Origin of the sequence: Spiroplasma chrysopicola DF-1 (assembly GCF_000400935.1) — a bacterium.
Lineage (GTDB): Bacteria > Bacillota_I > Bacilli_A > Mycoplasmatales > Mycoplasmataceae > Spiroplasma > Spiroplasma chrysopicola.
Genome location: NC_021280.1, coordinates 1,062,583 through 1,086,557 on the forward strand (window position 1 = coordinate 1,062,583; position 23,975 = coordinate 1,086,557).

Annotated in this window: 17 protein-coding genes, 1 other RNA gene and 1 other annotated feature; of the genes, 4 read left to right on the forward strand and 14 right to left on the reverse strand. The window is 27.1% G+C overall.

Translation table 4 applies throughout. From position 1 onward, the window contains the following. Positions 1-74 precede the first annotated feature (74 nt). Positions 75-665, forward strand: coding sequence for an IMPACT family protein (locus tag SCHRY_RS04980; protein WP_016339369.1), 591 nt, complete (start codon positions 75-77; stop codon positions 663-665). On the opposite strand, the gene trmB is transcribed toward SCHRY_RS04980, so the two are convergent. From trmB to SCHRY_RS05005, 6 genes are all read right to left on the reverse strand, one after another. Then, entirely contained in the window at positions 655-1,299 is a 645-nt protein-coding gene (gene trmB, locus SCHRY_RS04985) for a tRNA (guanosine(46)-N7)-methyltransferase TrmB (RefSeq protein WP_016339370.1), read from the reverse strand. The genes SCHRY_RS04980 and trmB overlap by 11 nt on opposite strands. Beyond that, a complete protein-coding gene (locus tag SCHRY_RS04990; RefSeq protein ID WP_016339371.1) occupies positions 1,283-3,307 on the reverse strand; it encodes an EAL domain-containing protein in 2,025 nt (674 codons plus the stop codon). The genes trmB and SCHRY_RS04990 overlap by 17 nt, the downstream gene beginning before the upstream one ends. Before the next feature lie 116 nt (positions 3,308-3,423). Beyond that, positions 3,424-3,848: a transfer-messenger RNA gene (ssrA, locus tag SCHRY_RS05355) on the reverse strand. 84 nt (positions 3,849-3,932) lie between these two features. After that, positions 3,933-6,029 carry an MOLPALP family lipoprotein gene (locus SCHRY_RS04995; RefSeq protein ID WP_016339372.1) on the reverse strand — a complete coding sequence of 699 codons (2,097 nt, stop codon included), beginning with the start codon at positions 6,027-6,029 and terminating at the stop codon, positions 3,933-3,935. Position 6,030: 1 nt separating this feature from the next. Next, complete coding sequence (locus SCHRY_RS05000; RefSeq protein ID WP_016339373.1) at positions 6,031-7,182, reverse strand: SGNH/GDSL hydrolase family protein; 1,152 nt, start codon at positions 7,180-7,182, stop codon at positions 6,031-6,033. Between the two features lie 34 nt (positions 7,183-7,216). Beyond that, a complete protein-coding gene (locus tag SCHRY_RS05005) occupies positions 7,217-8,116 on the reverse strand; it encodes a hypothetical protein (protein WP_016339374.1) in 900 nt (299 codons plus the stop codon). A 217-nt stretch (positions 8,117-8,333) separates the two neighbouring features. Between SCHRY_RS05005 and SCHRY_RS05010 the strand changes: the two genes are divergently transcribed. Further along, positions 8,334-9,509, forward strand: coding sequence for an IS3 family transposase (locus SCHRY_RS05010; protein WP_016338826.1), 1,176 nt, complete (start codon positions 8,334-8,336; stop codon positions 9,507-9,509). A gap of 62 nt (positions 9,510-9,571) precedes the next feature. Here SCHRY_RS05010 and SCHRY_RS05015 read toward each other — a convergent pair whose 3' ends face one another. The 8 genes from SCHRY_RS05015 to SCHRY_RS05055 all read right to left on the reverse strand — a co-directional run bounded on the left by SCHRY_RS05015 (position 9,572) and on the right by SCHRY_RS05055 (position 22,388). Continuing rightward, the gene (locus SCHRY_RS05015; RefSeq protein ID WP_016339375.1) at positions 9,572-13,927 is read right to left on the reverse strand and encodes an ABC transporter permease; all 4,356 of its coding nucleotides are present in this window, start codon (positions 13,925-13,927) and stop codon (positions 9,572-9,574) included. A gap of 25 nt (positions 13,928-13,952) precedes the next feature. Then, positions 13,953-16,259, reverse strand: a complete 2,307-nt coding sequence (locus SCHRY_RS05020) for a lipoprotein (protein WP_016339376.1) — start codon at positions 16,257-16,259, stop codon at positions 13,953-13,955. Between the two features lie 76 nt (positions 16,260-16,335). Continuing rightward, entirely contained in the window at positions 16,336-17,211 is an 876-nt protein-coding gene (locus tag SCHRY_RS05025; protein ID WP_016339377.1) for a hypothetical protein, read from the reverse strand. Between the two features lie 210 nt (positions 17,212-17,421). Next, the gene (gene rplL / locus SCHRY_RS05030; protein ID WP_016339378.1) at positions 17,422-17,790 is read right to left on the reverse strand and encodes a 50S ribosomal protein L7/L12; all 369 of its coding nucleotides are present in this window, start codon (positions 17,788-17,790) and stop codon (positions 17,422-17,424) included. Between the two features lie 37 nt (positions 17,791-17,827). After that, complete coding sequence (rplJ, locus tag SCHRY_RS05035) at positions 17,828-18,319, reverse strand: 50S ribosomal protein L10 (RefSeq protein WP_016339379.1); 492 nt, start codon at positions 18,317-18,319, stop codon at positions 17,828-17,830. Between the two features lie 19 nt (positions 18,320-18,338). Beyond that, positions 18,339-18,497 (reverse strand) — a sequence feature (ribosomal protein L10 leader region). Positions 18,498-19,293: 796 nt separating this feature from the next. Then, complete coding sequence (locus tag SCHRY_RS05045) at positions 19,294-21,003, reverse strand: hypothetical protein (protein ID WP_016339381.1); 1,710 nt, start codon at positions 21,001-21,003, stop codon at positions 19,294-19,296. 3 nt (positions 21,004-21,006) lie between these two features. After that, positions 21,007-21,744, reverse strand: coding sequence for an ABC transporter ATP-binding protein (locus tag SCHRY_RS05050; RefSeq protein ID WP_016339382.1), 738 nt, complete (start codon positions 21,742-21,744; stop codon positions 21,007-21,009). 47 nt (positions 21,745-21,791) lie between these two features. Next, a complete protein-coding gene (locus SCHRY_RS05055) occupies positions 21,792-22,388 on the reverse strand; it encodes a hypothetical protein (protein ID WP_016339383.1) in 597 nt (198 codons plus the stop codon). A 172-nt stretch (positions 22,389-22,560) separates the two neighbouring features. Here SCHRY_RS05055 and SCHRY_RS05060 point away from each other — a divergent pair, with 172 nt between their 5' ends. Together SCHRY_RS05060 and SCHRY_RS05065 are read left to right on the forward strand one after the other, a co-directional pair. Beyond that, complete coding sequence (locus SCHRY_RS05060) at positions 22,561-23,058, forward strand: hypothetical protein (protein ID WP_016339384.1); 498 nt, start codon at positions 22,561-22,563, stop codon at positions 23,056-23,058. A gap of 211 nt (positions 23,059-23,269) precedes the next feature. Beyond that, positions 23,270-23,974: an ABC transporter ATP-binding protein gene (locus SCHRY_RS05065; protein ID WP_016339385.1), complete on the forward strand. Its 705-nt coding sequence runs from the start codon at positions 23,270-23,272 to the stop codon at positions 23,972-23,974. Position 23,975: the final 1 nt, after the last annotated feature.

Genomic DNA, 23,975 nt, shown 5'->3' on the forward strand with positions numbered 1-23,975 from the left:
GAAATAAAACTAGCACTAAGTTTTAAAGAATTTACGGTAAAATTAAAACAAAATGATAAAATGAGGAGATTTAGATGAACCAACTTACCACAAGCGATGTTATAAGCAATACTTTAATAATTAAAAAATCAAAGTTTATTTGCTTTATTCAAAAAGTTACTAGTGAGCAAGCGGCAAAAGATTTTATCGCCACTTACCAAGCTAATGATGCTACCCACAATTGCTATGCCTATATTATTGGTAAAAATACTGATATTATTCGCAAATATGATGATGGTGAACCAACTAATACCGCTGGAAAACCAATCTGAGAGGTTTTAAAAGCCAATAATTTAACGAATATTGTTTGTCTAGTAATTCGCTACTATGGAGGAATTAAATTAGGGGCTGGAGGGCTAATTCGTGCCTATGCAAATAGTGTTCGGGACTGTTTAAAATTAACTCCCCTTGAACCTTATTTTGAAGAAATAACATTAGAAGTAACTTGTGATATTAGTAAAAACAAAACTATTAAAGATGGCCTATTCCATTATTTTAATATCACAAGTTATCAAACAACTTTTAATGATTCTCTTGTTACTTTTACTTTTAATTTACGTCGGGAAAATAAAACTGATTTTATTAACTACTGTGAAGTCAATAAAATCAGTTATACTATTTTTTAATTTCGGCATAATTAATATTTTTACCCATTTCAACAAACCGTTGTTCATATTCAGTCGCAATATTATTTTTTAGCAACATTGGATTAGCATAAAGATCAGTTGTTTGTTTTACTATTGTTCAATTATTATCCCCAAATTCGGTAATTGAAAAAGTAAATAAATCATCATTATCAGTTTTAAAATAAATCCGACCATTATTCTTTAAAATTTCATCATATAATGGTAAAAATTTTTTTGATGTTAAACGACGCTTAGCATGTCGTTTTTTTGGTCATGGATCAGAAAAATTCAAATAGATTTTACTAATTTCTTCAGGAGCGAAAATTTCAGTTAATGTTTGTGCATCATCGGTAATGATTTTTAAATTTGAAAGTTTTTCATTCACAAGTTTTTTAAGGGCATTAACAGCAACTGACGGGAATTTTTCAATCGCAATATAATTTTGATCTGGGTTATTCTTTGCTAAAGTTAAAATAAATCCCCCTTTCCCACAACCAATTTCAATATTAAGGGGGTGATTATTTTTAAAAATCTTTTTTGCCCATTTTCCACGATATTTTGCCGGATTATGAACAGTATAATCTTTTTCTCGGAGAAAATAATCATTGGCTCATGGTTTATTTCTTAATCTCATTTTTTAATCCTTTCATTTCATTTTTAAATAAGGCGAATTTAATTTCTGTTAAAATCTCCCCTTGTGGTTCTTCATAAACCCCAAATAATGTTCCAAACATATAATTAATTCCTAACTCCTTAATTCGCTTATAGGTCAAATAACTATTAACATGAGGAGCAATTAAAGTTATTTGTAATTTCTCTGTTAATTTAGCTAATTCAGCAATTAAAGTTTGATAATTTTGTTGTAAAAACATTTTTGTAACTAAAATTGGTGCTAAAATAGCATAATTTGGTTGATAATATCCTAAACTACTAATATCTGTTTCTAAAGCTCCTAAGTTTTTAACCGCAATTTTAATTCCTAACTCTTTTAAACTAGCTAAATTTTTTTGGAAACGCTGGGTATCAAAACCAATTTCTTTTAAATCAAACGTTAAAATTAAATTAGCAGTATTAATTTTTAACTCAATTAATTTTGCCACAAATTTTTTTAAATTAAAACTTTTGCTTGCTAAAAAACTTGCTGAATAAGTTAAGAAAAGCTGATAATTTAAGTACTCTTTAAATTTTCGAAAATTTTTAATGTTTAAAGCAGCATTATAACGTAATAAAACTTCTTCATGAATTGTATCAGTAACATTTTCAATATTTTGATCTAAAAACGAATCAACTTCATTACCATTAATTAAATTTGTTGCATAGTGGCCAAGAACACTAAACTGATTATTAACATCAATAACTGATGAAAATAAACTTAAAATTTTTTGCAATGAGACATTTTCATTTAAAGTTAGAATACTACGTTTTTGGCGATTTAGGGCCATAATACTAGCAGGGTTAACCACAATTACTTGGTTATTATATTTTAAATTTAAACGATTTTCAGCCGCAAATAAATTATAATCTTTTAGTTTATCTAAGTTATTTGACTGTAGGCCATAAAAAGAAGCATAACCTTGTAACTTAACAATAATATTATAATTTTGATATTTATAAGTTGTTTCAACTCCCTGAATAATTTTTTCAAATTTCTTTAATAAATCATCAGCATGACGAGTTTTTAACTGATTATCTTGTAGTAGTTTAGCAATATTTATTTTTTGATAATATGGGATTGGCACAAAAATTCCAAAATTATTTAAACTAGCTTTAAAAAAAATCACATCTTCGCCTTCTCAAGCTTTAAAGACTTGTTGAGAAATTAAATCAATAATTTTATTTTTTAAATTACTAGTTAAAAAACGATCTAAAGCATTGATGTTATTAATCGCAAAAGTTAAATATAGCCCTCGGCGAATTTTATTACGATGAATATAGTCATAAATTGCTTCATGGGCTAAAGCCTCGCGTAAATACTTACTGCGATCATACTCAATAATATTTTGTAATTTTAAGGCATGGTTATAAATTAGTTCAATCCCGGCTCCCAATAAATAAGCCAAATAACTCATCCCAATTCAAATTAAAACAACTAATTCTTCTAATAAATAGTTTGCTCATGTCTTATCTTTGACTTGGATTAAAATCATAATTGAGTTAAAGATAAAAGCAACTAACGTTAACAATGATCAATTTGTTCATTGTGTTCATTTAAATAATTTAACAATAATGATAATTACAAAAGTAATAAGATATAATAACATCATTGTAATAATATCAATTGGGTAATTAACCGTATAAAAATAAGAGGTCTGGAAAAAATTAGCAATCACAAAAGTGAAGATAAAAATAAATGTCGTATACATAATAATTGAAATTCAGGAAATAAAAACACCAATTAACCAACAAACAATTAATGGTAAATAAATTACTAAAATATTAATATTAATATCTTTGACAAAAATTGGGATTAAACTTTCCGCGACAATTGCTAAAATCGCATAAACCCCACCAATAATTGCTTGGTAATAAATTGTAAAGCGAACAAAGTAGTTTCGAACAAGGCCCCAAGTAAAAGCATAAATAAACACAAAAATAGCAATAAATAGTAAATATACAAATATTACATTTAAAATATTATTCATTAACTCACCTCATCAATACTTTCTTAATTATTATATCAATATAATTAAGGCTTTAAAGATTTTTTGTTTTAATTCAAGGTATTATTATTTCTAATCACTTCAATTAAAATAAAAAATGGTGGAGGTGGCGGGAATTGAACCCGCGTCCACAAATGCTTTCCTCTTATAATCTACAGTTTAGTTCTATCAGCTTTATTCATAATTTAATGGTAGGACAGAACAACTAATTAAATTACTAGGTAATTTGGAACCAAAAATAATACCATTACCTCTTATTATTCCGGTTAGATTATTTTTTTTCTTACGATAAAAACTATTAACCTACAACTAGTTTCTATTACGGCTAACTAAAACTCTAACAGCGAGTTAATTAAGCAGCTAGCATTGAACCAGCAAATTGATTATTCATCATGAATGCTGGCATTTCAATTTTATCTTCTTTGTTGTTTTTGTTTGCGTTTCTTCAAACCTAGTAGCATTATAGTCTGCCAAACTACTGCCTATAAAATTCAACCACTCCTGTCGAAACCTAGACACCCCCATACTATAATTATAAACCTTCTGTAAAAAAGCACAATAAAAACTCATTTAATCGTTTTTGATTAAATGAGTTTTAGAATGAAATTTATAATTTTGAAATGGTGTTAAAAACAAAATATCCGTTAACTTTTTTAACAACGACATTATATTCAATATCATTATATTTAATAGTTTCTGTTAACTGAACAATTTCGTTACCATTATAGGTAAAATCTTGTTTCATAACCGTAATTTCGGTTTTTAAAGCTGTTAGTCAACTATTTTTAATGTCATTAAATAGTTTTTGAGCAACTTCATTTTGTTTATTAGCACTTGCCTGTAAATTTTTTAAAACATCGGCTAAGATAGGCAGTAAGAAACTAGATTTTTCAAAAATTTCATTAAGATATCATGCTACGGAATCTACTGCAAAAGTGCCATCTGACTTATAACCTAAAACTTCCAATAATTTTTCTGGATTGCTAACAGCTTGTTGCAATAAAGTTCCTTTATGTTCCTTACCATTTTCATCTGTTCAAACTGTTGGTTGCGATAACTTATCAAAAGTTTTTGCTAAATAAACTGTTGAAAAATCATTAGTACTATCAATTTGCGCATATTTATCAATAATTCCAGCATCTTTTGCTAATTTATTTAAAAAGTCTGTAATTGAATTATCACCTAAAATATTAGTAATTAAGTTATCACTTAAAATTTCCTTTAACGGTATTGTCAATAATTCTCTTAAGTTATTAATTGGAAACTCATTTTTTGATTTTTTCTCCACAGAATTAGGTGAGAAAATTTCGAAAACATCTAATAAGTCTTTAATTAATTGACCCTTATATAATGCATCAAATCCTTTTGTACTTCGATCTGCCATTTCTTTTAATTGTTTTTTTTGGTCTGGATCATTTACTTGACTCATTACTAATGTAAATAATTGAGATGCTCCATCATCATTTATAACAAAAGATTTTACTAACTTCGTTAGACCAGCTTTAAAAAATGCTTCTTCAAAAAAATTTAAATCCAAAGTATTTACAAGACTTTGTATTAAAGTAGTTACCAAATTTCAATAGCCATTATAATCTGATTTATCTTCCGATAAAAACAAAATTTGGAAAAGTTTCATTAAATGAAAACCATTCGGATCATCATCACTAGTTGTAAAATAATATTGAATATTTACAATTAGTTTTTGAAAATTAATATTAGTTTCTGTATTGTAATTTTTCTGACGTACTTCGTTAATAATTGTTGAATTATCTTTTGTTGGACTAAAAAGATATTCATTATATTCAAGAATATTTGGTTTATATTGGCGATATTGATCAAATTGTTCAATATAAACAAATAATGTTCTGACAAAGCGTAATAATTCAGCAATAAATGGTAAACTATCAATTAAATCTAAGTTAAATGTTGCCTTGTTTTCAATTAAATTGGTAACATTTTTTTCGATTATTTTTAATGCTTCTTGATAATGGTTATCTAATTCGTCAGATGAAGATAATCTATAGTTAATTGTTGTTCGATTTTCAGATGGATTTAAAAAAGCGTCTATCGAATTACTTAAACTAATAATTCCAGAATTTAAAACTTCTTGGTAAGTAAAACCCTCATAAATTGAATCATCAAAAGCATCTTTAAAAGTTAGTAAAGTATCTTGATCTACAATATTCCCCAACATTTTTATTAAATTTGGTGATATAAATTCTCATAGTAACGGCATATTTAAAAAGATTTGTAAGGCCCCAAATAATCCTTTTTCTTCAATTAGTTTAATTAATATTGGAATAATACTTCCTAATTGGCCTAAAATATTATCACTAGCAAATTCTGGTTTTTTACCTTCTAACTGTAAATCAGTTGTAAAATCTTTACTATATAAATTTTCATTAAAGTATAAACTACTGATATCTCCTAAATATGAGTATTTATTAACCCCTTCACTTTCATCCACAGGCGCATTAACAATGTCTCCTTTTGTGAAGTTATTAATAATATAGTTAGCATCATATCCCTTTTCATTACCAACAATCATTGCTCGAGCAAAAGAATTTGATGCTAAAGCTAAGTTAATTTTTGAATTACCTAACGCTGCTTGCACCGCTTCAGAAGTTTTAGTACATGCTGTCACTGAAGCAACCCCAGAAAAGGTTAATACTGTTGCTCCTAACAAACTTAGTAATTTTTTCATTTTATTCTCACTCCTTTACAAGTTTTGCTAATTCCTCACTCATGTAACGATGAACATTTGCTGTTGGGTGAACATCATCAAAAAAGAAATGATTATTAAAGTCCTCAGTTGTCATACTTGGTGCAAGTTGCGATTCAAGCTCTCCTCCTGAAAAAATTTTTTCAATTAAATCACTTTCATCTAATATTGTTACTGGATCTGTTATGTTATATTTTGTTGTTAAATCATTCGCAAAAGTATCTAACAAACTTTTTGTATTACTAAATAAATCATACATCTTAATACTATTTGGATAATATTGATTAACTGTGTCAATAAGTTTTTTAGTTTCGTAATTAATTTTTTCTCCTAATAAGTTAGCTTTATCATGTACTAATTCCAGTTCTTTTTCACGCTCATTAGTCGGAAGTTCTGGTTTATAAATAGCATTATAACGAGGAATATATTGCACATCTGGGGTATTCATAAATAGAATATGACGCGCCCCATTATTAGTTAAAGTGAAAAAAGTATTTCTTAAATTGACTAACATTTCATCTAATAGTTTATTTTGTTCAACATTTGAAACATTATCATTTAACATTGCCATCATATCATTACCACCAATTTCAATAAAGATTAGTTCATCAGAAAATAATTGATGTTGTTGAACAAGATATTTCGCTTGTTCTTCAATTGAGACATTGTTAATAATCATTCCCATTGCTCCCTGCATTTTAGCAGCTGTTGCGCCTCCAACGGCATAATTACGACGAGGATTACTATAATTATTAAAATACTGAACATCACTGTTACGAATTGCTGACCCAAAACCAAGTTTATCACCTAGTAATACACCAGCTGTTTCACCGTTGGTAAAACTACCATTCTCATAATTACCAGTCATTTTAACTGGTAAATTCGTTTTTTCATAAATTACATTTTCAATTCCATGTGAATCACTTAGACTATCGCCTAAAATATAATAGTTTGAGAAGAAATTACCAGCAATACGATCATCAATTGCTTTTGTTTTATCAAGATTTGTTCCAATTAATTGCAAATCTTTATTTAAATCAATTCCTTCTCCTTGGGGAATACTACAACTAATAATACTAGTAGCTGTTGATGTTGTCACAACCATCGCCCCTAAGACACTTAATAATTTTTTCATCTTGGTTACTCACTCCTTTTATAATTTAAATAAGTTATTTTCTTTTAATAGTAATTAAGACAATCATTGGAATTGCTACCCCAAATACAATTGGTGTTAAAACAAGTAAAAAAACAAATCCCGTTTTAGCTAAATTAATTCCTAATGTAAAATTGGGATGATATAAATCGTTTACTGTTATATCAGTTGGTCGATCACTTTTGGTTAAATTATGGTTTTTAAAAATATTAGCCTCAATCATCTCAACAATAACATTATTTTGAACATTAAAAAATCAAACCTTGTTATTAACAATATAAGTTCCAGCGGAACTATTAATCTTAATTCCATCCGGTTTTTGACTTGTATACTGCATTAAATAATCATAAGTTGTTTGGTCAATTGTTGTTTGTTGATGTAAAGCATCATCATGTGTTGCTTTTGCAAAAATACTTTTGATTCCCCCTGGTTTAAACAACCATGCTAAACCAGTATGAACATATCCATAATTATGGTATTTTTCTGCCACACTTTTATCAAATTCAATTAAATCATGTGAAATCGTATTTAAATCTACATCTTGTTTTTTCTCAATTGCTGTTCCCCATGTTTTATCAAATCATTGTTTTGCATAAGCACTATATTCTTCAATTAAATCTTGACGGTCATTATTTTGCTCATAAAAATTAATTGTTGAAACTGCATCAGCAATATAAGTATTAAGAATTCCATTTTCCATAATTATTTGAAATGAATTGTTCTGCCCATCCAAAACAAATTTATTTTTTGGAATTTTCTCGTCAATTTGTTTTTCGACAGAATTAATAAATTTCAATGATTCTAATCCCATCCCCGGAATGGAAAATCCAATTCCCAAAACAAAAAATAGAGTCATTACTCCTGCTAAAGATGATAGTCAAATTACTTTCATCTTTTTGGAAAGATTATTAAACATTGTTTTATCTCCTTTATTAAATTTTAAATCTATTAAATCATTTATTTTTTATCTTTAGTTATCCAGTTGAATTTAGCTTAAAATAATTATAACTTTTATTTTTTGGAAATGCTAGTTAAAAAACAAAAAAAAGTTAATTTACTGAATACCTAAAATAAAATAGACACATAAAAAGTTACTTATGTGTCATAATTTTATTGAAAGGTATTCTTTTATTATGGGAACAAAATGATTTACAAAAAACGAAAAACTTAATATTTTAAAATATTACAAAGAAAATGGTTGAGCAAAAACAATTAAAAAATTTGAAATTTCAACACCAACTTTATCTCGTTGAAAAAAGGCAGTTAAAATTAGTGGAGAAAAAGCGTTAGAACCAGGAAATGGTCTACAATCTAAAGGAATTCGTCGACCAGGGCGTCCAAAAAATCTTAATTTTGAATTAATGACAAAAAAAGAATTAATTGAGTATATTGAAATGATTCAAGATGTAAAAAAGTCCTTGCCCAAATCGAAAAAGAAGAAATTTCAAACGATTTGGTCCTTAAAGAAAAAATACAAGATTAAATATTTATGCAAAATTTTAAATGTTTCTAGAGCTGGTTATTATAAATGATTTAATGCTGGAATGAAACTTTTTAATAAATGGAATAATACAATTGCAAAAATAGTTAAAACGTTATTTCTAACTTTTAAGAAAATTTATGGATATAATATGTTAACACTAATTATTAATAAACTATATAATTGAAATTTAAAACCTCATATTGTCTATAGATATATGAAAAATATGAATTTAAAATCAATTATTAGAATAAAAAAATTTAATTATAAATTATCTTCTGGTAACAAAAGACATGAAAATATCATGAATCAAGATTTTTCAACCACAGATATTAATCAAAAAATAGGAACAGACATAACATATTTATTAACAAGCGACAAAACCTATTTTTTATCAATAGTAAAAGACTTTCATACTAATGAAATTTTGGACTACCAAATCAGTAATAATTTAGAAAAAGAATTTGTCTTTAAAAACATAATTAATTCTTGAGTAAAAGCTGGAAAGCCATCAACTTGAGTTCTACAATCAGATCAAGGTTTTCATTATACAAATTCTGATTATGAAAAATTATGCAATTATCTTGGAATTACGATTTCAATGTCCAGACGTGGAAACTCTTATGATAATGCCCATACAGAATCATGATTTGGTACTATGAAAACTGAATTTTTATATCATATAAAAAGAAAAAAACGAACAGCCAAATGAATTATTGAAAATCTACCTAAATATATCTATTTTTACAATAATTTTAGACCACAAGCCAAATTAAAAGGAATGAGTCCTGTTCAATACAGAAAATCATCCCTTCAAGTAACTTTTTAATTGTCTATTTTTCTTGACATATTCATACATTAACTTTTTTAATCATAATTGTTGTTAAATAATTAAATCTCACTAGCATTGACTTGTTCTTGAATACTCATATTCTTAATTTTTTGAATTGAAATTCAATAAGTTATTGCATAAATTAATAAGATAACTCCTCCCGTAATTGGTAAAACTAATCATGGGAAACTAAATGGAATAACATTTTGGGTTATTGTTGAAAAGGTGAAAACTCCTAATTTAGCAATTAATCACATTACTGTTACTCCGACTGCTCAAGCAAGAATCACAAATGGTGTGAAAATTCCTAATGTTAGACTATTTACTTCTCAGTTTGAATAACCTAATGCTTTCATTACCGCAATAAATTTCAAATAACTATTAACAAAGAAATCTGTCATAATATAAATAATAATAATTGCGGTAATAATAGTTAATAAGACATAAATAATGGATAAATTATTTGATACAATTGATATTTTTTTAATAACATCACTTTTAACACCAATAAATTCATTTTCCGTACTGGCAGGAAAGATTTGACCATTAATAAAGTTATTAACTGAATATGATCCATCTTGTGAAGATAAATTAAAACGCGTTGTTAAGTCAACTTGGTCTTGATACTTACTAAATTTTCCATTAAATCATTGTAATGGATTAGCAGAATTACCCTGGCCATATAAGTTATCTTCAGTAACTGGATATCCTAAAATATTATTAGCGACATTTTGATTAATATAAGCTCTTGGCACATCATAAGAATTTTGAATTCCAACAACATGATAGGTTGTTTTAACATCATTGTCGGTAATTTTTAATAACCCTTGGCGCATCGCCTCACTATATCAAGTTGTTGGGAAACCATTGTTCAAAACCCCAATTCCCGTAATTACCTCATCAATACCTGTATCAAAAGGACGAACTAAATAATAATCTGAGTATTCTTTAACAACTTTTGATGCTTTTGCATCTAGTAACCCTGGTAAAAAATGTCCCGTTGTTTGACTTTGTGATTGAGTTAAAAATTCACCAGGTTTAAATATATTTTTAGGAATTTTTAACATGAAATTTTTTAAATTATAATATTCTTGAAAATTACCATTTTCATCAGTAAATCCATACTTGCTTTTTTGTTCCCCAATCGTTAATTTTGTTAAATCAATTGTAAAGGGATCAATATTTGCTTGAATATTTCAATCATCATCCCCGTAACTTCATAGCGATGAAGAAACAGGTTTTTGATAAACCTCATTGCTTTGACTATTAGTTGTACTTTCAACTTCATTACCAAATTCTAATAACTTTTTATTTGTTGTCCCTGTAAAATTTGAACCTACTTTTAAATTACTAATTAAAGCGGCTTTTTGATTAATAACAATTGGAACTGACTGTTTTGTCGGGTCAATTTTTTTACTATCTGCTAATGCCCCCCGTGCTGGCAGAATAATTGTTTTATTATTTTCATTAATTCCATATGTTTTAATATTATACTCATTATTCCCACCATCACTACTTTTTAAGTTAAAAGCAGTATACAGGTCTTCATTTTTTTGATTATAAGTTGAAGTTCCAAAAGTAAAATTAAATTGTTGGATTGTTAAATCATCTTTTAATCACATATTACGAATATTATTTGGAATAATATCATTAACAGAATAGCTCAAACAGTAAGCTCATTGATCTGCTAGAGATTGTCCTGGATCAGGGGTAACTGTTGGTTTACCAAATATTTTTGGGAAAACTTGACACATTAAATTATTAATTTGGTTTACTGTTCCCGGAAATTTTCTAGCTGTCTCAACAAAAGCCCCAATTGATAAACTGGCTCCTTTCCCAGCCATAAAGTTAAAAGCAATCATATCACTAATGTTTTGTGAATACTTTTGAATATCCGCTGGGCTGGTAATATCTGATAATTTAACTCACCCACTACCATTATTTAAATACTCCGCAAAAAGCGAGTTATTTGTTATTGGATATGTTGGTGATAAACTACTGTTTGGCCCATTTCATTTATAACTCTGATAGCGCGAAAAAGGAATATTTCCAACAACATAATTATAATTATAATCATTTTTATAATTTAAATTACGATAGTATTCGTCACTAAACTTATTAATTGAAGTTGGAATAAGAACAGAAAAAGTTAGACTTAAACTAGCAATAAAGAAAGTTAAAAAGAATCATCCAATTTTTTTGCTAGATGTAATCATCATATTGAAGCGGAATTTTGTTGTGAATCTTTTAAAACTAACACGATTAAAAATTCTTTCTGTTCATTTTGGAGTCTCAATATTTTTGTTTGGATTAATTAAATCCAAGGGGTTTTTATTTAATTGTCGCCATGCGGTAAATCAAATCGCAGCAATGCTAACTAACCCAATTACTAAAAAAGCAAATAAGAGTGGGTAGCCTGATACCATAAAATAATTTGGAATAATAAAGTAATTGGTAAAAATTGCAATCAATGGTATTTGAATAACTAAACCAATCGCTCATCCAAAGGGAACCCCAATTATCGTTGTAATTAATGCATATGATAAGTAGCTACTAGTAATTTTTGTGCTACTATAACCATTGGCCTTTAAAATTCCATTCGTAATTGTTTCTTGTTTAATAATTTTTTTAATTAAAATGGATAAGGTAAAAACTAAGATAATCAAGAAAATTAAGAATAAAGCGAAAGTAAAGATTTGATAGATTAAAATTGCTCGACCCATTAAGGCATAACGATTATAAACAATTGAAGAATCTTCCTTTGTTGACAGTTTTAAATCTTTATTATTTGGTTGATGTAAACTATGATAATCTGAAGCAATTAAACTAGTTAGTCTAAGCGTATCTTTATTCTGATCTGAGCCATTGTATTTAAAAAACATTGTACTATTTTCTTCAATATTGGTTGGAGTAGCAATTGTATTACGAATTCAGACTGATGGTGCAACATAAACGATTGCATCTTGTTTGGGGTCAGGAAAAGTATCAGTATCATAAATTGTTGGATAAATATTCAAAGTATCTCCCCCAATTGCTCCGACAAATAATTGATTATTTTCACCAATTGTAAATGAATCACCTAAGTTTAAATTATTTGCTTTCGCAAATTGAGGCGAAATAACTGCATAAACAGCATGGCTTGGATTACTTGGGTCAAAACCCGGATATTTCTCAATAAGTTTTAATTGATCATATGCAAGTAAATGCTCTCAATTAATTACTTTGTAATTACTACTACTCGATAAATCTGAATATTCAAATTGTTGGCGAAATTGCAACTTAAAGTTGCTTCTCGCACTAACTAACTTGTAATAAGTTGACATGAACTGAAACGGTCCATATTTAGTTCCTTGCACTAGCTCATTAAAGTCATTGTTATTATTATTTTCATTATAGAAATCATTAATGCTAAACACTGCATTTTTGATATTTAAATTGTACCCAACAGGATTAAGTTTTTCGACTGGTTTCGAACTATAAAATAATTCTAATTGTTTAGTCAAAATAGAACTTACCTGGGGATTTTTAACTAAGATACTTAAACTACCATCTAATCCTTTTGTAAAAACTTCTTTTTTAATTCCCTTTACATCCGGAATATTTTGTAAATGTTCTTCTGGTTGGCTAAAATCAACATGCTGTTGCCACTGCGTTGTTGAGTTAGCTGGATTTGGATTAACAAAAGCAATTAGTTTAGCTTTTAATTCCTCTTCATTTGGTGGTTCTCTTAAAACTGTTGAATTTGGAATTGGATTTTGAATTAAATAATTTAAATAATCAATTAATAAATAAATTGTGTTTTTTGCAATATCACTACAAACGAAATTTGCCATAAAATCTTGAATTTGTTGCCGTTGTTCATTAGAATTTATGTTATGATTTTGGTCATAAAACTGACCAATTAATGAGTTTTTAAAAACTGCTGATTGAAAATTAAATCGATATAAACCATCGTTTAAAAAAGTTATTGCTTTTGATTGTTTATTGGTAAAAGTAATATTTTGAACTTCCGTACGACTTGTATTAAAAGTAATTTTAATATCAACATTATCATCTAAGGCTTGCAAAGCCCCATTACGCCCAATTTCCAAAAATGGTAAAGTTTGCGCTGATTTGTCTTGGTCGATACTAAACTGATTACTTTGTTCAGTAATTAAATGATAGTCCGCTCCGAAAGCATACCATGGTGTAATTGTTGGTATATCAAGTGTTTTATTTTTTTTACTGTTAAAATTAGCTAAATAATCATAGTCAAAAGTTCCAGCTCCCATAAAATGATAGCCACTTACTAAACGTTCGTTAACTATCCAAGATGCTGAAGATAAGACTGACAAAAGAACGGCCAAAATAATAAATATTATAACTTGTGTCTTTTGTTTAACAATATTTTTAAGACTTTGTCAAAATAATAGCATATCTAATAATCTTTAACTATTCTTTTTAATAATATCTATCTTCGTTATAATATCAAACAAAATCAGTAAGTAAAAAACTTCGGTATTTATCTTTTGAAATATTATTATCAGAACCTAGCATTGGAACTAAATTATCAAATTGAACAACATAACTATATTTAATTTGATCACTATGATTAATATATGCATTACCATTCCCATCATATTCAGCTCAATCTTTTAACTTTCACGCTGAATCTTCTTTTGGTTCAATATTATAGCGGTCATCAATTCCTGCTTGGTCAATTCAACTTGGTGAATTCCCACTTGCTGGATCAGTATATCCTAAAGATTTAACATGTTTATCTAATTTAGTTGAAGCATCTTTTGGCCCATAATAATCTAATTGGTAACGAATGCTTGCAACATTATTACCATCCATTTTAACAACTCCTAAATCTGTATTGTCAACTCCTTTTCCTGATGCAGTAATAAATCATTTATTATCAAGAAAAATGTTGTCAAATCAATCTTGACGCATTGCTTCATTAATTTCTTTTAACATTTTTCCAACATAACCTGATTCTGGATTTAATACTTGTTGAATAAAGTTGTACATCATATTATTGTCAGAATCTAAATTTTCTGCATCCCCATGGGCTCAAATATTAAACATATCAAATAACGAACCTTTTGTATAAGATTGTGTTTCACTATTAAAACCATATGATTTTAATACTAACTGTCCGTAAGCACTATTGGGATCAACTGATGATAAATCAGCATTATAACCTTCAATGCCTTTTTTTTCAGCATTATAAACCTCAATTACATTATCAACATTATGTGAATTAATAGTATAGTTCCCACTTGTATCAATTTTGAAGAATCAGTTTGCAAATCCTCCCATTCCACGTAATAAACTATAAAAATCAAAATTATTTGATTTAACCAATGACATTACTGTCCGAATTAATGAAATTGCTTCGTCTATCATTGGCATACTACTAATAATGCCTTCAAAATCTGAAATTACTTTTTGCAAGTCAGTTTTTAAAACTGCGTTTAATTTTTGCGCATCAAAATTATTTCCCGCTTTAGCAATTGCGGCTTTAAATCAGTTAGCTAATTTAGCATAAGTTTCTAACAATTCATCTTTATGCTCTGGGTACTCTGGATTCTCAAGATCTAAAAACTGTTCTTTGCTTGAATCTGTCATAAATGGTAGCATATCTTTTTTTAAATTAACAATTAAATCTGATAGTCTTAAGTCATTATCTGAAACTTTAATTGTTGTGTCTTCAACAACTGATTTGTCAAAAACTTGTAAAATACTTGCACCGTCAATAACATTTTTTTCAGTATCAAATCATTTTTCCATAACTAAAGATGCTAATAATAATGGCATTGCTAATAATAAAGCAGCATTTCTTGGTCCAGAAGAATAGCTAGTTTTTGCAAATGGCAAAATTTGAGTAAACTCTTGCAACATTTGCAATTCAATGCCAGGTCGGAAAGCAGTTAATAAATTAATTGCCATATTAAAATATTTTAAACCATACAAATTGTTTAAATTACTTGATTGGTTAGCAATTGCTTTCCCAAAAACAATTTTATCTTTATCACTATTTTGATATGACATTTCAGTTGTTGTTGGGGCAAATTGGGCTGAGTTATGATAAAGCAGATTTGAAACACCTGCATGCCCATTATCGTTAAAATAAGGGAAGTTTCATGACCCTGCACCAGTTGAAGCAATATATTTTTGAATTGCAGCTGAGTCTCTAACTAGAGTATTACTTAATGCCCCAGTATCATATTGTGCTCAAGCAACATTTTCCTTAACACTAAAATCTGTATAGCGCCCTGTTCCATCCTTTTGTGTTGATGGATGACTGTTATTAAGGGCCGGGTCTCATTCAGTCATTGCGACCATTGATGACATAAGATCATAGGTATTGGCTCCACCTTTGTAATTAGGATCTGTTGCTAATCATGGATTTCAAGTAAAGTTATTTAATTTTTTATATTCTTTTACATAATCATCAATTTTAACTTCTTGTCCTGATTTTGTTAGATAAGTTCCTTTTAAATTATTTCCAACATTGTTTAAAAAATAATTAATTGTTGGTAACGCATAAGTATTCATATTCTCATGACGTGAGGCAATTAAAATTTTTGCCAACGTACTAGTATATTTAACTTGGTTACGAAGAACAGGATCAATTTTTTCAACTTCACTATCAAAATACTTTGCAGTAGGCGTTCCTACTTTTGCATGACAAGCTACTAATGTTGTTGTACTAGTTGTTGTCAGAGTTGTTACACTCAAAATTGCTAATAATTTTTTCACTTTTTTTCACTCCTTAATAATTTTAATTTGTTAATACATCGTTATTACATAAATATATTATTAAATTTGTTAAGGATTAAATCGTTAGAACCTGCATATAACCATTATTCTCGGTATCAATATTCTTCGTCCTGCTTGTTGCTAAGACATGATTACTTTTTTTAAGAAAAACGAAGGACAATGAGTCTAGGTCAAAGTGTTCTTCTGTTTCACAATAATCAATACATTTTTTATCACGAATAAAGAAAATTAAAAAAGAAAGTAACCAACAGGTAATTGTTTCGGTAACACTATGGAAAATTTCATATAAACTTAAATCTTTTGCATTACTAATAAATGATAAATTAAAGATGCGTAAAAATAAGATTAAGAAGAACCCTACTAACAGATGTTTACTAATGCTACGAATAATTTTGTAATCAAAATTAATAAAATTCATAATCCATAATAGGAAATAGATCGTAATTCCAACGATTAATTGTGGTCTTCATTTCAAAGAAGAATTAGTAATTCGAATTAAAGCAATGAAAAAAGGTAAACAAAAAATAAAACCTAAAAAGACTCCCATTACTTTGTTTAAAACATCAATTAACCGGAAAAATTTTTTATGGGCAAAAAATAAAAGACTAATAAATCAAATAATAAAAATATTAAAAAAATGTGAAATACTTCATGTATCATCTTGATTATTTGATAAGGAATATAAAAAATAATCAAAGTTTAATAAAATGATAAAAATAATAATAAAGGTAAAAACAGATTTAACAATTTCTTTTGGCCGCATTGGCGTTTCAATAAAAGATTTAATTCGAAATGATTTTACAAATGAATAAAGCAATAAGAAAAAAGCTGAAAATAAGAAAATTCAGGGTACTGGTGAGTAAAAGATTTTGTTAACACCATAAAGTAGGTCTGTGATGTTAATAAAATTTGCGCCTTTAATTCTAGCCATCATCTTAACTCCTTCCTTTTAGCTTTTCATAAGTTATTTTATTTAAAAAATAATAACTGTCTTAATTAATTTAACAAATAATTAAGAAAAAAACAAGGGGTGGTCTTAACAAAAAAACCACAAAAAAACCAGCTTTAAATAATTTTCCAAAATAAAAAAACATTTTAGACTTTTTAAAATCTAAAATGCTTTAAAAATTAGCGTTAAACCTTATTTTAATTCAACTGAAGCTCCAGCAGCAACTAATTGCCCTTTAATTTCTTCAGCTTCTTCAGGTTTTACTTTACTTTTAATTGTTGCTGGTAATTTATCAACTAATGCTTTTGCAGCCATTAATTCTTGTCCAGTAATTTCTTTAACTAATTTAATAACTGCAACTTTACTTGCTCCAGCTTCAGTTAAGATAATATCTACTTCCGATGGTCCAGCAGTTGCTCCCCCATCGGCAGCTGGTGCAGCAGCAACAGCGGCTGCGGCAACAACTCCAAAGTGATCTTCGATTGCTTTAACTAAATCGTTTAATTCTGATAATTTCATTTCTTCTAATGCTTTAATAATATCATTTTTTGATAATGCCATAATATAAATCCTCCTCTGGTGTAAAAATTATTTTTTACTACTCACTTCTTGTTTTTGCAATTTCTTTTACCCCAATTGCGAACATACGTAATGGGTATAATAAACTTGATGCAAACATTGCAATCAATTCATTTTTGGTTGGTAAAGATGCAATTTCAACAATCCCTTTTGTATCCAACACTTTACCTTCATAGATCCCAGCTTTTAATTTTAAAGCGGGGTGGGTTTTTGCAAACTTTGCCAATGTTTTTGCTGCTGCCATCTGTTCACCTGTACCAAAAGCAAAAGCATTAGGGCCTGTTAAGAATGCTGATAAATCAGCAAATCCTGCTTCTTTAACCGCTAAATCCACTAAATTGTTTTTATAAACTTTAATGCTTACGTCTTGCTCTGCAAGCATTCTTCTTAATTGTGTAAATTCTGCTACTGTTAATTTTTGATATTCAACAACAACTGCTGAATTAGCATTTTTAAAATTATCAGTAATTTCTTTTACAACAGTTACTTTTGTTTGTAATGCTGGCTTCATTTCTTGCCTCCTATAAAATCTTTTGAAAAGAAAAGCAATTAACCGAATGATTAATTGCCTTTGAACATTATTAAAAAATATAAAAAACAGTTTAAATTGTTCAATATATCAATAATGCCTCGGCAACATAATTAAGACTTTCATCCGTTGCTGTCTATGGTATTTTGATGACTATGGTACAATACCAAGTAAAATATTAATATAAAAACTAGGAAATGTCAATAATTTATTAGGTCTAAATTTGTAAATTACTTCGCCCAATTTTGTACATTAATATTATACCAAAAAATTCATAGGTACATCATTTCATTTACTATGAATTCGTTTATAATTATAAAATTGAATATATTATTTAATATCTTGTTCAACTTTTTCAAATATTTTATATACTCTTTCTCTAATCTATTCATTACAATATGATAAAACCAATTTTTTGATAAAGCCTTCCCGTCAAACTTATTTGGTTGTTTCTTACTTAGTATCATATTATATTGTTTTAAATAATCTAAAAAAGCTTTAGCATAATATTGTTTACCATTATCAGTATAGATAATTATCTTTTCTAAAGATATACCTAATTTTTTATACAAATTTACTGGCATTTTTAGACTTGGTAATACTAGATTTTCATATGTCATTTCATTTGACATATGAAAATCTATAATTGCTTGTGAATTAAATTCTCTAATTACATCAGTTAAAAAAATACCATTATACTATCTGGCATTTTTTTTAATGTTTTAATATTAATTTTGTTTTTAAGGTTTTTAAATAATTGATATATTATTACATCCCTTGTTTACTATGTTTATCTGTTGATGAACAGTTATTACATGTTTCACATTTATGCCCTGATTTACCTGTACAAGCACAAGTACAAGCTGCGCAATCTAGAGTGCAATCTTTTTTCATTTTAAAACCTCCTTTAGTTTCATTATACATCTATACTAGACCCTTACAAATAATTCTTATTTTTAACTTTTAATTCTCTTCACGAAGAAGAAAAAAGCCCCACCAATGAAAATAATTGCTAAACTTGTTAATACTAGATTATATCCAACAATTGAAAATGACTTAAATTCTTTCTTTACATTTAAATTATTTTTTTTAACATCTCCTAAGGGCTTAAATAATTGCCCGAATGTTTTTTCAACATCATTATAATAACTAGCATAATTATAAATTCAATAAATTGAAAATTGTTGTAAATTTGCTTTATTTAGACGATAATATTCAAACATTGTTAAAGTTGGATCAGCAAATAATCAAGTTTGATACTGTGGAACTCATGGAATTGCTAAAGTTCCCATTAAATCATTACTTTTAACTGTACTATAATTATCTTTAGAAAGATTTAATGCATTACCAACTAACTGTAAAGTAATTTGATTTCATAATCGCATTGCTGGTGATATTGATAATAAATTAAAAATTTCACTTTTGTTAATTTTATCAATTTTATTTGTTGATACTATCTCTCAAATTTTTTCTAAATAACTAATATATTTATAACCTCTTCCATCAACATAATTACTATATTTATTAAATAACATACTATTTGCATAATTTAATACTATCTTGTTAAATTCAGTAATCCCAACTAAGTTATTATAATCTTGATTCATTGTCTGAATCAATTGTTCTAAATCCATAATAATATTATTGAACTTAATATTAGTTATTTTATTATCTAAATATAACGAATCATTATAATCATTAAAAAAAGAGCCTACTTGCTGAGAATATTGCTGATTAATTTTAAAAATTAAAGTATTTGACGCATTTGTATCAAGCTTAATTTCATTTGGTTTCTCTGATGCGCCAGGATATGATGCTAATTCTTCCCAACATTTATCTAAAATCAAATCTAAATCAGTTAATATTCCCGCATCAATAGCATAACCATAATAGGATTTTACTGCATATTTTTGTTCTGAATCAAAATTTACTTCATCAATTAAATTATTTAAATTTTTACCATCTTTTAACATTTTATAAGCAAAATTTGTTTCATCTTTTTGATATATTTCAAAAACCTGATCAGCTGAGTAGCGTTTAAGTGCTTCTATTTCTGAAAAGTCGCCTTTTGAAATATTTTGGGCAGCTAATGAACCAATTATCTGTAATACTGGTGTTCCAACAATAAAAATAAAAATAATACTTGCTATTGAAATTGCTAATTTGTATTTTCAGAAAGCAAAACAAAATAGAAAAATACCCGTCAAAATTAAATCTAAAGGAATGAAAGTTAAAAATAGTCAGAATAACTTAATATTTCTTTCATCAAAAATAGTAGTAATAATTAAAAAGACAACCATCATTAAAATAATATAACTAAAAGTTAGACTCTTATTAATTAATAATCTTGTTAAGAAAATTGCACTTGGTTTTCTTCCTTTTCGTAATTCTAAATTCATTATTCCTAATTCTTTATTTGAAGAAAAAAGAAGATTTAAATTTAAAATATTAAAAATACAAACGGTAGTTAAAACCATTACCGTTATCATAATAATTTGGTTCCCTAATTTATCTATAGACCCTACTCCTAAAATAGTTAAAACAATCATTAAAAGAACTGTTGTTGTAAACATAATTGTAAATCAAACTATATTAAATTTACTTGTAACTGATTTTAAAAATGCTGTTTTAGCAATTACTTTGTCAAAAAAAAGATTACTTTTCATTAATTAAAAAATCCTTTCAATTTTATTTTTATCTATTTTAGTTTTTCTATTTTTAACAGCATTATCATATATTTGCTGTAAATTATCTTTTGAATTATCAAAGTTATTTTCATAAATTACTTGCCCATGGTTAAGAATTACTATTTTATTAATAAGACGATCTAATTCTTCAATTTCATGACTTGTAATTACTATAATAATATCTTTTTTAACTGCTAACATTTTTAATAATTCAATAAACTCTTTACGAGACTGAACATCCAAATTAGCAGTTGGTTCATCTAAAAATAAAATTTTAGGTCTTGTAATAAGAATTGCTGCTAATAAAGCTCGTTTTTGCATTCCAGATGATAGTAATTTAAATTTTGCCTTTTTGTAGTCTTTCAAATCAAGAGCATCTAAAATTAATTCTAATTGTTCATTAAAATTTCCTTTTAATCCTGATAAATCATAATTATATTTACAATAATCATAAACACTATAATTTTTGGGGAAATTATTTTGATCTGGAAAAAAAGCCATCTGAATTAAATCTTGGGCTGTTATTTCTTTATCATCAATTAAAATATTACCATTTTGAACCAGGTACTCTTGAAAAATACATTTTATTGTTGTTGTTTTCCCTGAACCATTATCCCCGATTAAACCAATAATATCTTTTTCTTGGGCTATAAATGTAACATTTTTTAAAATTTGTTTATTCCCAATTGTTTTTGAAATATTATCAACTTTTAGCTTCATTTTTTCTCCTTTTTATAAAAATAGATAAATTAATATCTATTTTTAATTTACTCAAATTTAAATTTCGTAATTACTGAATTTGTATATGGAGAATTAATTGAACCAGCAGTTCTAACAAAAATTCATGATGATGCTGTTAATTCAATAATTCCTTCATCATTTTCAATTGCAGTGATTGTTAAATGAATTTTACAAGTTTGATGCCCTCAGCCACTTCACTTATCGTGGGTATTTTCATCAAGAGTTGATTCTCATTTAATTGTTCCTTCATTATCAATAGTTTTTCGCAATAATATTGAATCACCTTCCCGTGGTTCTTTATGTGTATGTCATACAAAAGATCCTTCGGCAACTACATAGTCAATTGTTCTAAACTCTTCAAAAGAAAGTTTTGCCGTTGCTTTAAAATCTTCTCTATAAGAATCATCTTGATGCGTTCCACTTGGTGAGACAGATACTGAGTGTTCAATTTTAACATTTTCTCATATATAACTTGCTGCTTTTGGAGCTAATAACGCTTCATAATTTTCATTACTAATTTCTTGATTAATTTCTTGATTAATATTATTTGATAAGTTCATTACTACTGTAGGACTCGTCGATACAAGGCTAGCAATAGCTAATAAGTTTAATATTTTTTTCATATATTAAAATCCTTTCAATTTATAAATATTCAGAATGTAAATTAAATTATTTGCTTAGTTTAATTAAATCATCTTTATTGATAAAACACAATGTTTAAAATATTTGTATTTGTAAAAAACATACACATTTAAGACCACTAAATTCTTTAAGATAAATTTAGGAGGAATTAAAATGGTAACAAATATTATTACTGGAAATGAATTATATAAATTACATCGTGGTTTTAAAAAGTGATATGGGCGTGTTGAATCAATTAAAGAAACAAATTATATCTATCCTCATTTGTCAAATTATTTTAATTTATGCCATAAATACTATTTAAAAAGCCAGTCAATAAACAAGTCAATTAAATTATTTTATAAAGGCAAACAAACATTTTATACATGATCAAATAAAATTAAAAAATTTTTAGTAAATTCTTATGATTTTGAATGATTTAAAAAGACTTCAACACGGCCAAAAACTATTCATTATCGTTATAGTAAAATATATAAAAGCAAAATTGCTAAGATGATGAAAACATACCGAGAAAAATATGGCACAGGGATATATGAGTTCTATAATTTAACAATTATTCTATGTATTATTTTTCTGTATAGCAAGCTGTTTCAGACATCTCATTACCAACATGGTCATAATTACCATAGACTATTTTATTTTACTGTCTAACTTTATCTCAATTCATTTTTACCATAAATTTACCTCCACTGGTTTAAATGTATATTTGATAAAAATTAATAATCCAAGGGGAAAATAAAATTTTACTATAATTAATTGCATTATTAGTTTCCATAATAAATAAAAAAATATTTTAGACTTTACTTTGTTTTTTTGCCTTATAATTATTACATAAGAAATCTATAAATAAGGAGTTACTAGTATGATCCAAATTAAAAAAGTAACAAAAATATATGGTAAAGACATTGGTAATTTTAATATTAGTATAAATATTAATGACGGTGAAATCTATGGGATTTTAGGGCCAAATGGGGCAGGGAAATCAACTTTAATCCGCCAAATCATGGGTTTTATCAAATCTGATGCTGGTATAATTTCTTTTAATAATTTAAATCCCTGATTAAATTCAAAAGAAATCATGAAAGACACCGGTTATTTATCAGGGGAAATTAGTTTATATGAGAATTTAAAAGGGACAGAATATTTAAAATTAATTAAAAACTTTCGTCCGAAAGTGAATTGAAAATATGTCGAAAAACTTATTTTACATTTTGAATTAAATGTTAATACAAAAATTAAAAAAATGTCAAAAGGAATGAAGCAAAAATTAGCTATTATTGCTGCTGTTATGCATAAACCAAAATTTTTAATTCTTGATGAACCAACAAGTGGCCTTGATCCTGTCATGCAAGATCAATTTAATGAATTAATTTTAAAAATGCGCGAAAAAGATAAAACAACTATTATCATTTGTTCACATATCTTTGATGAAATTGCAAAATTATGTGATCGTGTTGGCTTTATTAAACACGGAAAATTAATTGAAGAAATGAAGATTGATAATAAAAATATGTATGAAATTCAAAAACATTTTAAAAAACTATACGAAAGAGAGCGTGTTTTATAAA